The 12225-nt window shown below is 52.0% G+C and carries 10 protein-coding genes; 2 read left to right on the top strand and 8 right to left on the bottom strand.

All coding sequences use genetic code 11. From position 1 onward, the window contains the following. Window positions 1-10 precede the first annotated feature (10 nt). Complete coding sequence (locus AQ621_RS05880; RefSeq protein WP_201785319.1) at window positions 11-2518, bottom strand: site-specific DNA-methyltransferase; 2508 nt, start codon at window positions 2516-2518, stop codon at window positions 11-13. Beyond that, entirely contained in the window at window positions 2511-3467 is a 957-nt protein-coding gene (locus AQ621_RS17705) for a hypothetical protein (protein WP_201785318.1), read from the bottom strand. Before AQ621_RS17705 ends, AQ621_RS05880 begins: the two co-directional genes overlap by 8 nt. A gap of 265 nt (window positions 3468-3732) precedes the next feature. Here AQ621_RS17705 and AQ621_RS05875 point away from each other — a divergent pair, with 265 nt between their 5' ends. Further along, a complete protein-coding gene (locus tag AQ621_RS05875) occupies window positions 3733-5115 on the top strand; it encodes a KAP family P-loop NTPase fold protein (RefSeq protein ID WP_064227456.1) in 1383 nt (460 codons plus the stop codon). A gap of 482 nt (window positions 5116-5597) precedes the next feature. Here AQ621_RS05875 and AQ621_RS05870 read toward each other — a convergent pair whose 3' ends face one another. From AQ621_RS05870 to AQ621_RS05850, 6 genes are all read right to left on the bottom strand, one after another. Next, on the bottom strand, window positions 5598-6485 hold the full coding sequence (locus AQ621_RS05870) for a recombination directionality factor (RefSeq protein WP_058340662.1): 888 nt from the start codon (window positions 6483-6485) through the stop codon (window positions 5598-5600). A gap of 60 nt (window positions 6486-6545) precedes the next feature. Continuing rightward, window positions 6546-7547: a YqaJ viral recombinase family nuclease gene (locus AQ621_RS05865; RefSeq protein WP_173637035.1), complete on the bottom strand. Its 1002-nt coding sequence runs from the start codon at window positions 7545-7547 to the stop codon at window positions 6546-6548. Between the two features lie 86 nt (window positions 7548-7633). Further along, entirely contained in the window at window positions 7634-8596 is a 963-nt protein-coding gene (locus AQ621_RS05860; RefSeq protein WP_058340661.1) for a DUF932 domain-containing protein, read from the bottom strand. Window positions 8597-8626: 30 nt separating this feature from the next. Next, window positions 8627-8977 (bottom strand): hypothetical protein, encoded by a 351-nt coding sequence (locus AQ621_RS05855; protein ID WP_058340660.1) that lies wholly within the window; start codon window positions 8975-8977, stop codon window positions 8627-8629. Window positions 8978-9337: 360 nt separating this feature from the next. Further along, window positions 9338-9604: an EAL domain-containing protein gene (locus AQ621_RS17250; RefSeq protein WP_081496573.1), complete on the bottom strand. Its 267-nt coding sequence runs from the start codon at window positions 9602-9604 to the stop codon at window positions 9338-9340. 133 nt (window positions 9605-9737) lie between these two features. Further along, on the bottom strand, window positions 9738-10898 hold the full coding sequence (locus tag AQ621_RS05850) for an NAD(P)/FAD-dependent oxidoreductase (RefSeq protein ID WP_041654924.1): 1161 nt from the start codon (window positions 10896-10898) through the stop codon (window positions 9738-9740). A 126-nt stretch (window positions 10899-11024) separates the two neighbouring features. On the opposite strand from AQ621_RS05850, the gene AQ621_RS05840 reads away from it, so the two are divergent. Further along, a protein-coding gene (locus AQ621_RS05840) for an IS3 family transposase (protein WP_413772290.1) occupies window positions 11025-12157 on the top strand; the annotation gives its coding sequence in 2 pieces (ribosomal slippage) (window positions 11025-11307 and window positions 11307-12157; 1134 coding nt in all). The last annotated feature ends 68 nt before the right edge of the window (window positions 12158-12225 follow it).

The following is a 12225-nucleotide window of genomic DNA, read 5'->3' as shown; positions in this document are numbered from 1 at the left end:
GATCCCCTCCTCAATCCAGCCTGATGACTTTCAGTGACTCGATACCCCGATCGTCGACAATCTTGACGGCAATACAGCGATTGTCACCTGGTTCAAAAGGTATAGATTTCGTTCCGTGGAACTTGTCCAACAGTTCTTCATTGAGTTCGGAACGAATATCTTTCTTGAGCTTGTACCAACCATCCTTCTTGCCAGCCATGGGGAAGAAAACCTGACGGGCATAGAGTGATCGGTTGTCGTAATCCGTATCAAGCTGCCACATGGCGATATTCTTCTTGCCGCCAGATTTCAGCTCACCGGTTTTGGTGTCGAAATAGTCGAAGCCATGAACCTCGACCTGCAGTTTACCGCCCTTGACTTCATGCACCTCAATGTCTGGCTGACCCATGAGCCAGAAGGACTGATTACTCGCCCGACCTTTTTTGAGATCTTCCGTAAGCAAGTCTGTATTCATGTGCACTTTGAGCGCCTGAATACCTTTTATATTATCGATATCCTTGGCCGCTTCAGGATCAAAGTTGAAAGCACAAAAAACAAGCATCTTCGGGAGAGGAAAGAGATCGCCCGCTTCACGCATTGCGATCTCTACTTGACGTTGCTCTAGTGCGGTATGTTCTGGTCCAAAGCTCACTGCCACCCGATCACCATTTTCTGCAAGAGAGCCGACAGCGTGAATATAGTGAGCACCTGGTAGCACCTCCAAGTCCAACAATTGGAGTTGTTGTCCACCTTTACCCCGGATACCGGTCTTCAACAGCTCTTCCTGCCATTGGGACTGCCGTGAAGTGGCCCCCGAGCGCGCTACTGCCGCATCGGCTTTCGCCGGCTGCTCAGCTTCATCAAGGCCCAGGACTGTCGCAAACGGCACAGCTTCCACTGTGAACGGCCCCGTGATGCGTAGTTTGTTGCGACTAACTTCTGGTTGGTCGTAAAGGAGCTCTCTACCCGCATGATTTGCAATGCTTTCATCGATACGACGCTTCATCGCCATACGAGTTGAATGAAACTCTTGGAACCAATGCTCAATCCCTGAAAGCTCGCGGCTTTGCCCAGGCTGACTTTGCTCATCAAATTCCCGGAATTCCTCGGGTATCCATTCCGTCGGAAGTTCAAGTGGAACCTCCCACTCTAGCAAACAGTTATTTGCGACTTTTTCTCCCGTGGGGAGGGCATCTTGGGTACCGTTACCCTTTGAAAAATCGAGCTTTACTCCCTTTCTTCCTCCTGTTTTTACCTCAAACCAAGGCAGGCTTTGATCGGAATCATGAAGTTTAGAGTTGAGACCATCTAAAGCAGCAAGAATCTTTGCATGATATTCTTCATAAATATCATCCACTTCCGGATTATTCGCAATCGACTTTAAGGTGATCCTAGGGACAGACTTATAAATAAAGCCGCCTCGTAAGCCTTCTTCCGGGTACTTCAACTCGTAATAATCGAAACTAGAAGTCATTAGCCTTTGCTTTGCCAACGTGATCGAAACACGCGACGTATCGCAGGTTAACCAACGCCTTCCCAATTTTTCCGCAACATACGCTGTAGTACCAGACCCGCAGGTAGGATCAAACACCAGATCTCCTGGATCTGTTGTCATTAAAGCGCATCTTTCGATCACCTTTTCGTTAGTTTGAACAACATACATTTTCCTAGAGCTAGTAAAACCAGCCACACCAGTGTCAGTCCAAACATTCGTTCTAGGAAATGCACAAAAGTCATCGAAATATCGTTTGTACCTTATATTGCTACCCGACTCTATGATTCTTCCAGCCTTAGATAGTCGATACATTCCCAAAGTCGATGTAGACCAATACCTTGCATTAGAAGAGAAAGTAATTCCTTGAAAATCGATAGGTTCGGATAAGCTATAATGAGAAGATGTTAGATCACTTGCCGCAAAAGCCTTTCCTTGCTTCAACTCACTTTCAGAGCACTGAGCGACTCGCGAAATTCTGCCATTATCCAGTTCTACATATGAGTAACCCGAGCTACCCGTAATACCAAACTCTTTTACTTCGTATAATGGCCGATATTTAGTGTGGTTTATATTTTTCGCGTACCACACAACATAATCGTTAACAACTGGTATCAAGCCACTCCCTTGGGAACTTGTTGTAACGTACGCTATTTGCGCAACAAAGTTGGATTCCCCAAAAATCTCATCCATTAGCTCCCGAACATGGTGTAAGTTCTCATCGGATATCTGCACAAATATGCTTCCCGACTCTGCCAGAAGATCTCTAGCCGGTAATAGCCTGTCGCGAAGATAGTTGAGATAAGAATGAACCCCCAACTCCCAAGTATCTCTGAAGGCCTTAATCATTTCTGGCTCTTGAGTAAGATCTTCGTCCTTACGATCTTTTACATCTTTTTTATGAACAAATGGCTGAAAATTTGAGCCGTATTTGATCCCATATGGAGGATCGACGTAAACCATTTGAACCTGCCCCGCCATACCTTCCTTTTGCAGCAGAGAGTTCATGACCAACAACGAATCCCCAGCAATCATGCGGTTACTCATGCTTATAGAAGTCGATGGCATCCCGGAGCGGCAGGTTCTCAAACGGTGCATGAAACAGGTCAGGCTGCAAAGCGGGAGAAGACTTTCCCTTTGCATCTTTAATTCGCTTCTGAACTGCGGCCAAAATTGTGGCCGGATCAATTCGCTCATGAACATGAAGCGAGACGGTATCCACTTCGAAACTGGTGCGCTCCGCTTTACCAGTCCAATTCAGATAGGGAGCCTGCATACGCTTAAGCTCAGAAAGATCCTCTCGCTCCCGTTCCAGGAATTCCTTATCAGCCACCCTTTTGCGAAGATTCGCTACTACCTCACGAATAGCAGCTTCGTTATCAGCCGCCAGCGCATGGTCCAGCCACGTCAACAGATCATCTTTCGCCTGTTTTGCTTCGACCTCTCGGGCGTGTAGCGCGTCTTCAATCAGATCTTCGACTTGCGACCTGCTTGAATCGAATTGCAGCTCCGGAGAGAGGTGCGGGTCATACTGCCAGGTCGCTTTTTGCTCCTCACCGTCAGAATGGGTATCCACCATGCCCACATGCGGGTTGTTCTTCCGCTTCTCGTCATATCGGTACGACAAAACCTGACTGTGCTCTCCCTTTTTCTTTGCCGGCTGGCGAGGCGATTTCGGAGAGGCTGGCTTCTGACTGGAATAGACGAGATCTTCCTGTGAAGGCGCTTGCTGAGCTTGCAACTCAAAACCATCAGGTATCGCCTGCTCGCCTGCGACAGGCTGGTTTAGGAAGGTTGCACCACCGCGTCCACGCCCTTTCCCAATAGCCCCCTCATCGAGGAGCTGGTTTCGAGCCGCGTCAAAATCCTCGTCGCTGATGGCGAGTTGATGGTCGTCGCGAATCTGGTCTTTGAGGCTCATGTTGCCGACGGTTGAGCCATCCTTGGGTAACAAGGAAAGCAACAGGGATTTGATCTGCTCGATATTGGTGCTCATGGAATACTCGCTGCGAATACTTGGTTCCGTCCTCCCCGTCGTTGCGACAGGGCTGGCAAGTGGCCGAGCTGATGGGCTCAGGCTTCGACCACGCTCTCTGGTGTTGTCAGCTGGTAAAAGTAGCAGAAAGGGATATAAACATCAGGTGTTTATCTCATCTACCGAGGGAGCCAGAGATCCTGCCAGTAGCCTTATTGAACGATAACCCACTTAAGGGCACCATCTAGCCTAAAGCTCATCCCTCAACTTGGACCCAGCCCACCTCATGAGATTTGAACCACCGGAACTAAAAATTGATCAGGAATCTCCTTGGTCTGCCAGTGCTTTTCCCCTCAGCGATACAGGGCAGAAATTGACCCATCTCGTTAAAGGGGTGGAGGGCCCGGCGGTCATTTCATTGACCTCGCCGTGGGGGACCGGGAAAACAACGTTCCTCGACATGTGGGCAGCGTCTCTGAAGAAAGATAAGGCGAAAGTAGTCAAATTCAGTGCCTGGGAGGTGGACTACACCCACGATGCGTTAGTCGCGCTGATTCAGGAACTGGGCAGCCAGTTACAAGCTCACCAAGCAAAAAGCCCCAGCTTCGATAAAGTGCGAAATAAAGGTTTGGAGCTCGTGCGAACTGTCACTCCCTTCGCAGTGAAAATAGCTACTAGCGGTCTGATTGATCTAGAAGGTGTCGGCGAGCTGTCGAAGGAGCTGGTCGAGAAGAAACTACAGGCCCACGAGAGCGCCAAAAAGTCTGCAGAAGGTTTTCGAGACTGCCTTCAAAAATACGCGGAAGACCTTCAAGAGGTTGGCAACGAATTCCCGTTGGTTATTATCGTGGACGAACTGGACCGATGCCGACCCAGCTACGCCGTTGAACTTTTGGAATCAATCAAGCATTTCTTTAATGTTCCTGGTGTCGTTTTTGTGATTGGCATCGATGGAGAGCAACTCGGCGAAGCGATCAAAGGACATTATGGTCAGGGCTACGACGGGCATCGATACCTTCGAAAGTTCTTCCATCTTCAACTGCGCCTTCCTGAACCAGATTTAGAAAGTTTCTGCGCAAACCTTCTCAACAAACTAGGCATCAAAGAGGGCTTCGACGGACTGGGCCGCTCGTCCAGAAGCGAAAGCAGCTTCCCTAATGACTTCATTGTCAATCTTGCCCGAACCTACCGGCTCTCACTTCGAGACATTGAACGGTTAATGCTCGAGGCTGGAGCCATACATGCCGCCAATCCTAAGTTCCCGCCAATCCTGGCCGCCCCTATTCTCTGGTTGCTTGTGCAAAGATATGAGAACCCCAGCCTGTTTGATGAAGCCACCTCGAAGAGACTGAATAGCGAGGCTCTCTGGAAACATATCGAAAACGATCGGAAAACACTGTTCAGAGGCTCCGAGGACCTGGAAATCAGGTTTCGAGTTATCTTCACCTATCTGATTGAGGGCAAAGTAGGTGTGGGCCAGCTTCATCGCCGAGCTAAGGAAATAACTGAGGCCGACGGGGCAAAGGCGCCCGACTCGAGGTATTGGGGGCAGATAATCTCCAAATGTCTGCATTTTTTGGAAATCGACAGTCAACGCGATTTTATGGATGACGCCTTATCAACGATGAGCTTACTCGGTTATCGGCGGTTAAATGACATTTACTATTAAGATCTCGGGGAAGTAACTACTACCAGCAGTTCGATTCTCCAAAAGGCAAGTGACATATGACGGGCTTCTAGTTTCTAGAAGCCCGCACCAATCAGCTAGATGCATTCACTTTGCGAAGCAGCCTACTAAAGGTTCTGCTCTTCTAGCTCCTCTTCTTCGGTTTTTCCGCAATCGGCACAAACCTGGCCCCACGATGGGTCATAACCTTGATCTTGAACCACTGGCGAATCTTCTGTTCCGGGAGCCATTGCTTCGTAACAGTCGTCACAAAAGGTTTCTACTGGATACGCCTCGCTAGATTTATCTGAGGTCATATCCCCCTGAATCATACAAGTTCTCATCTCATACCTCGTCTCGTTGAGAGCAGACAAAACGTCATCAAAAGGCTAGCCTAGCGGGACTTTTTCTACCAATGCAAAAAAATTTAGGAGTGGCGATTGAACCGTGGGCGAGCAACCAAGCGATGGTCACCCGCCCTACGTTCAAATTGAAGCCTGGCTGGCTGAATCCAAATTCTCTCTTAATTTCGAGACAGAGGAAGAGCGCAGTTGACTGGGTTCCGGATTGGTCGCCGGAAAAAACTCCTCCACTACTTGCTCCATTTCATCTTCGTCATACTCAAATAGTGCATTACTGAATCCCTTCGCAGCCGCCGCATCCAATGCAGCCTGATCAACGCCTTCATCCCTGACCTGTTTGTCCTTCTCCCTTGCTTCAACCACCGCCTCCTGCAGTGACAAACCCTCCTTGACTACCAGATCCACATAGTAGATCGGCGTCCGATGACTCTGCATCGTGCTTTTTCCTCTCAGCTTCAATTCCAACGGCATGTACGCCAACAGACCACCAGAGACTGCCTGGTAGTAGCTCAGCCTGGCTGCAAGTGTCCGGATGCTGTTATAGCCAGTCGTGCGGAAGATGAAAGTGCCAAGATCATCGTCGTCACCGACCTTCACGTTCAGGCGGCCATACGGCTTGCACAAGCCTCCTTTACCGAACTCGCACAACGTTGGTCCAGGGCATGGCAAAGACTGCACTCCTGATTGCGTCAGGCGCTTACAGGTGTCGCCATTACCAACGCACATGGGTCGCCCGCTCTTGCGGTCGAACATGGTGTACTCAGCCCTTAGATTAAGATCCGCGTCGTTGAAAAGCATGCGCACCGGGATGGTTCGCAGCTTCCCGTTTGAGGCCTCCTTTCTCAGCTTCTGATCCATCGGGTGAAGCACCCAACCGTCCTTTTCCTGGATCTGAGAGGTGATGGTGAATTGATCATCTTTCTGCGGGAGCCGGATACCGTTCTTTTCAGCGACCCGACCAATGCTGATACGCCCCAACACGGGAGGCGTGATGGCTAAACCTTTAATCATGATGACTCTCCTGAAAAAGGACCACGGGGCACTCGTCACGCCCGCGTGGCCAAAGGGGGTTTATGCTTGGATGAGGAATCGACGGCTTCCTGGCTTCGTCAGTGGGTATTGCTCCAGCAGTTCTGGCTGATCCTTCAACAGCTGTTTCACGTTAAGCCCAACGGAATCCTTGCTCCTCTTCCAGCTGACGCTGCCGCTTGGGAAGGTTGCCTTTGAGGCTTCGCCCATCTGGCTCTCGATGCGCTGTCTCAGGTGGGATTCAGTGGATTTGAGGCTTTCCATTTCCGAACGGATGGCCAGCAGCTCGTCGAACGCATCCGACAGATCCTTGCTTTGGCTGAAGTCCAGGGTCTCGCCTCTGTCTACTGGGTACAGATGGCGGAGGGCACGTTCTGCAGAGTCAGTTCCATCGACCGGTGGCGGAGTGTCTGTTTCCACGAGATCCCAGAATTGGCGTTCCAGCACGTACAGTGCCTCGATGAGTTCTTCGTTCCGTTCAACGCGGTAGATCTTCAACTCTTGGCCACACAGAAGAACGCACACGTCCGCCGCCTGTTTGCCGGTGACAGCCAACTGGTGCTGCACCTGGCACTGAATGTAGTCCGGCACGCCCTCTTTCCAGAGTCGTGACCCGAATTCCCCGGCTGTTTTGCACTCGAGGATCTGGACATCGTCATCGGCCACCACGGAGTAATCCAGGTTGGCCAACATCCAGTGCTTTTCTGGATCAGGGTGCTGCAGTACCGCATTCACCCGACGTACCTTCCGGCCCGTTTGCCGGCTGTACTGCTCAGCCACAATCGGCTCCAAAATATGGCCCCAGTAGACCGGTGAGGTGGGGTCGTCAGAGTCCGGTTTTGGTAGGCCAGCATCCCTGCCGGTTTTGACCATCCAGAGTTCCAGTTGGGACTGATAAGGGTTCATGCCGACAGCGGCTGCGGCATCGCTACTGCCAATGCCCTGCTTACGCACCCTCAGCCATTCATCCCTGCTGAGGCCCTTGGTGGAGACCAGGCGCAATGCTGGTCGCTGTTTTTGAATCGTGTTTGCACTCATGCCCATGGTGTTTTCCTCCAGACATAAAAAAGCCCACCGGAGCATCAGGCTCCGATGGGCTTTATGGCGGTTTTGCGATTTGTAGGATTGGCTCATGCCACAAGTGACATGGCCTGCTCCAATGCACGGTTCTTGACGGCGGCACCGGTTCCGAACCAGGCGGAATCAAGCCGGTGGTCGACGGTTTTGGCCCGACGCTGGTGATCGATGAATTCCGTTATCGCATTCAGCAGTCCGTAGGCCGTGCCTTCTGAAGATGCCAGGTTGGCACCCATGCCCTCGCCTTCATACAAACTCAGAGCCTTCGCCATGGAGCGCTCGTTGGTTTTGCCGACGCCAGCACCGGAATCGTCAGTGAACACCTTGAGGAAGTAGTTCCTGGCCTCTGTGGTCTTCACCTTCCGTTCGCTCAGAGTCTTCAGACGGTACATGAAGTCATCCCACGCACTCACCGAAATACCAAGCTGCTTCTTCACCAGATCCGCATCAAAGGCCGTGTTGTGCTTCACCTTGACGGCGGTGGCGGTGGAGCCCTTCAGAGCGACGGCCAGAGTGTTGTTACATACAACACGAATACTCGTGAACTGAGCTGTCGTGGCCATGGTGCCGTCACAGGCGGTGGCCAGCAGCACGTAGGCATTGGTTTGATCGTTGCCCTTGAGCATGCCCGATTGGCCGGTGCGAGCCAGAGCCCACATCTTTCGGCCACCTTTCAGGACACCCGCTGTTTCCAGCTCAAAACCGGAAACCTCAGTCAGATCCCGATAGAACTCAAGGATTTCCTCGGGCTGAACCACCTTGAAGCGATTACCGACGACTGACAGCGGCGCCTTGGTATCCGAACGGTAAAGCACTTTGGAGTCCGGGTAGGACAGGATTTCACCCAGGCTGCCACTGGAATTGGTGACATAGCGGACAGGGCTTTCCTGAATCTGCCAGTCCAGGCCAGCTTGTTTTGCCCAGACCTCCAGGGGTTGATTGGAAGTCAGTTCGTTCCCCAAGCCATGCCAGGGGGTTTGGCCAACGTAGGCCATTTGCTCTATGAGATGAGCCATGGTTGTTCTCCTTGGAATTTGCGAGGGGAATCAGCGGATATCGTCGCGGGCGTCGGGATCGGTACTGAAGGAATAGCCACAATCAAGGCAGCGAAGGTTATCCAGCACACGGTCATCCAGGACATCGCCCAGAATCACACCAGCGGAAGCGCCAGTGGCACCACCCAGCAGCGCACCAATGACGGCACCGCCGATACCACCGACGGTTGCACCTACGGGACCGGCAACGATTCCCAGGGCAGCACCCGCTTGGGCACCGGCCGTGGCAGCCGCATAGCCGCCGTAGGTCCCGGCAGACGCACCAACCACACCAGCGGCCTTCTTGCCATAATTGTTCTTGCCAATCCGTCGCGACAGACAGTTGGGACATTGTTCAGACATTGGGAATTACCTCTGTGAAATGGGAGGGAAGGCACTGTCAGTGCCCTGGTTCACAGAGGTGATATAGGTTTCAAATTTGATGGAATCATGAAACGGATAAAGACGTAGATCCCGTTGTGTCTTGAAGCCGACTGTTCGCACAAAAGCCAACGATAATTCTGTGTCACCCAGAGCTGACTAACCAAAACGAGGACCGAGCTGTGGCGAAAGGCTCCTCTTCAACAACGGTCTACCGGACGGGCTACTCGGCTAAAAGAGCAAGCTGAGGTCGCAAAGCGAACGTTCAGATGGTGCGATAACGCCGGCGCACACTAAGCGTTCGGTGATCCCAAATTGATTCGATGACCACCATCGGGCCAATTAAACCCAGTCAGTAACTTGTAGGTACTCCTCGCACCTTTTGACTGAGAGCGGCTTAGCATATAGATAGCCTTGTCCCGCATCACAGCCAAGGATTCGGAGATGGTTTTCTTGCTCTTTGGTCTCAATTCCCTCGGCCAGTACATCGAGTCCTAGGCTATGTCCCATCTGAATAATCGCTTTGGCAATTGCTCCACTTTCCTGGTCGTTAGGTAAGCCCCGGGTGAATGACTGGTCACTGTGGCCATCACAGCTGGGCTGGGCGATTCTGTATCTCCTGCTCTACAGCAGAGCTTGTGGGAGGGCCAGAATCCCCCTGCAGCTGGATATGCTCAGTCACGAGGCTCGACACATAGAAATCTCAGAGATGAGAATGAGTTGCATCCCATCTCGCTTACACTTACCCGGAGAGAGCTTTAGATAGCTTGGCTTGCCGGGTGGGAAGATTGACCGTTTCAGCTGCGATCATCCGGTCTCCGGAAAAGAGCCAGAATTCACAGGCATTGTCACTCTCTGTGGGACGCCGCTGAATTCGGTCGTATCCAGTGGCGATTCCAATACACTGGACTTTCATGCCGTTGAGATCTGACCAAAAACGAGGAGGAGAGGCAGGCGGAGACGGTTTACCACAAATATGAGCCGCCGCAATTTGTGCTTGAAGCATGGCATTGTGAATAGTTTCTATTCGGATGGGTGTATTGGTGGAAACGTTGACGGCTTTAGCGCAATCTCCGATCGCAAATATGTCAGGGTCAGAGCTACGCATGCCGCTGTCTACTATAATACCACCGTCGCAATCCAGGTTTGCGTCTTGCGCAAGTTCAGCATTGGGGATGGCTCCTATACCGATAACAACGACGTCTGCGGGTTTCGTAGTGCCGTCGGACAAACGGATACCGGAAACTCGGTCTCCCTCAGTGAGAATCTGGTTGACGCTAGCATTGAAGTAGAACATTACGCCGGCGGAGGCCATGCGGTTTCTGACAAAATTACTTGTTAATGGTGACGCTACTCGACACATCGCTCGGCTGTTGGCCTCAAACACAGAGACTTGTTTTCCCTGTAGATTGGCAGCGGAGGCGACTTCAAGCCCGATAACACCCGCGCCGAGAATGGCCACCTTCTCGCATTCCGGGGCTAACAGGGCATTACGTAATGCGGCGGAGTGGTCAAGATTCCTGAGATAGAAAACATTTTTTGCGCTCTCACCAGGTAAATCAATAGGACGTGGCCTCGCTCCTGTTGCCAAAATCAGCGTGTCGTATTTAATTTTCCTGCCGCCTTGAATCACTACTTGCTTTGCCGATCGTTCAAGCGCTATTACTTTACCGCCTTGTTCAAATTCAACTTTGTTGTCCCGAAAGAAATTAGGAGAACGGATCGGAGTTGGCGAGGGCAACTCATCTGAGGTCAAATAGGCTTTGGACAACGGGGGACGCTGGTAAGGCAGCGTGTTTTCCTCGCCCAAAATGGTAATCGTTCCGTCGAATCCATTCTGGCGGAGAGCCTCTGCGGCGGTCAGGCTGGCTATTCCAGCGCCAATGATAACTATTTTTTGCATATTCGCTCGATTCCTCTTTTGTTTTTGTAGCACTATAAAAGTCCGCGCAGTCGAGCTTTGAAGTGGACCCCAAATTTTGGACAGGTGCCTAAGCTCTGATTCATCATCTCCATAAGGAGGAGAATCATGAGCAAGAAACGCAAGCAATACAGCGCATCATTCAAGTCCAAAGTCGCCCTGGCTGCCCTCAAGGGCGACCAGACCACATCCGAAATTGCTGCCCGTTTCCAGATCCACCCCACCATGGTCAGCACCTGGAAGCGCGAACTGCTGGAGAATGCCCCGGGCCTCTTCGAAGGCAAGAAGAAAGCCGGCAAGCAATCCGATGAGCCCAGCACAGACGAACTTTACCGAGAGATTGGCCGACTGACGGTGGAACGCGATTTTTTGTCGCGCAAGCTCGATCAGTAAGCCGTCAACAGCGGTTGGCGATGATCGAGCGTGGTCATCCCCAAGTCAGTCTTTCGCGCCAGTGTGAGCTGCTCAAGCTGAGCCGCTCATCGGTGTACTACGTCCCTCGTGAGCAGTGTCAGGAGGATCTGGATCTGATGTACCTGATTGATCAACAGCACCTGGAAACGCCGTACTATGGCTCTCGCAAGATGCGGGTCCACTTGCAGCACCAGGGCTATCGGGTCAACCGGAAGCGGGTGCAGCGGCTGATGCGCACCATGGGCATTCAGGCGGTGTATCCGCGCCCCAGAACCAGCATTCCGGGCGATGGGCACAAGGTGTACCCGTATCTGCTCACAGGGCTGAAAATCGACCGCCCCAACCAGGTGTGGGCAACAGATATTTCATATATCCCGCTGGCCCGGGGCTTCATGTATCTGGTTGCCATCATCGACTGGTACAGCCGCAAGGTGTTGTCCTGGCGAGTCTCCAACACCATGGACACAGACTTCTGCGTCGATGCACTGGAGGAGGCTCTACAGCGCCACGGAACACCGGAGGTCTTCAACACCGATCAGGGCGTCCAGTTCACCAGCGAGGCCTTCACAAGCGTTCTCAAAGAGCATGGCATCCGGATCAGCATGGACGGCAAAGGCTGCTACCATGACAACATCTTTGTGGAACGGCTCTGGCGCAGCGTCAAACACGAGTGCGTCTACCTCACTGCCTTCGAGGATGGCCGACACTTGAAGCAGGCGCTCCACCGGTACTTCCGGCATTACAATCAGACCCGGTACCACCAAACCCTTGATTACCAAACACCGGATGAGGTGTACTACCAACAACCCATGACCCTGGCAGCTTGAGCCGGGAATACAGCCGGATCAGAGCTTAACTGCACCTTCAGGCTGTCCAACTGATGGGGTCCACCTCA

Origin of the sequence: Marinobacter sp. P4B1 (assembly GCF_001447135.1) — a bacterium.
In the GTDB taxonomy this organism is placed as follows: domain Bacteria; phylum Pseudomonadota; class Gammaproteobacteria; order Pseudomonadales; family Oleiphilaceae; genus Marinobacter; species Marinobacter vinifirmus.
Note: the sequence above shows the minus strand (reverse complement) of the source record. Positions and strands in the feature narration are given on the sequence as shown.

What these genes read in the sequence shown, in the direction of transcription:
- AQ621_RS05880 (WP_201785319.1), bottom strand. Translation starts at nt 2,518, where the DNA reads ATGAGTAACCGCATGATTGCTGGGGATTCGTTGTTGGTCATGAACTCT.
- AQ621_RS17705 (WP_201785318.1), bottom strand. Translation starts at nt 3,467, where the DNA reads ATGAGCACCAATATCGAGCAGATCAAATCCCTGTTGCTTTCCTTGTTA.
- AQ621_RS05875 (WP_064227456.1), top strand. Translation starts at nt 3,733, where the DNA reads ATGAGATTTGAACCACCGGAACTAAAAATTGATCAGGAATCTCCTTGG.
- AQ621_RS05870 (WP_058340662.1), bottom strand. Translation starts at nt 6,485, where the DNA reads ATGATTAAAGGTTTAGCCATCACGCCTCCCGTGTTGGGGCGTATCAGC.
- AQ621_RS05865 (WP_173637035.1), bottom strand. Translation starts at nt 7,547, where the DNA reads ATGGGCATGAGTGCAAACACGATTCAAAAACAGCGACCAGCATTGCGC.
- AQ621_RS05860 (WP_058340661.1), bottom strand. Translation starts at nt 8,596, where the DNA reads ATGGCTCATCTCATAGAGCAAATGGCCTACGTTGGCCAAACCCCCTGG.
- AQ621_RS05855 (WP_058340660.1), bottom strand. Translation starts at nt 8,977, where the DNA reads ATGTCTGAACAATGTCCCAACTGTCTGTCGCGACGGATTGGCAAGAAC.
- AQ621_RS05850 (WP_041654924.1), bottom strand. Translation starts at nt 10,898, where the DNA reads ATGCAAAAAATAGTTATCATTGGCGCTGGAATAGCCAGCCTGACCGCC.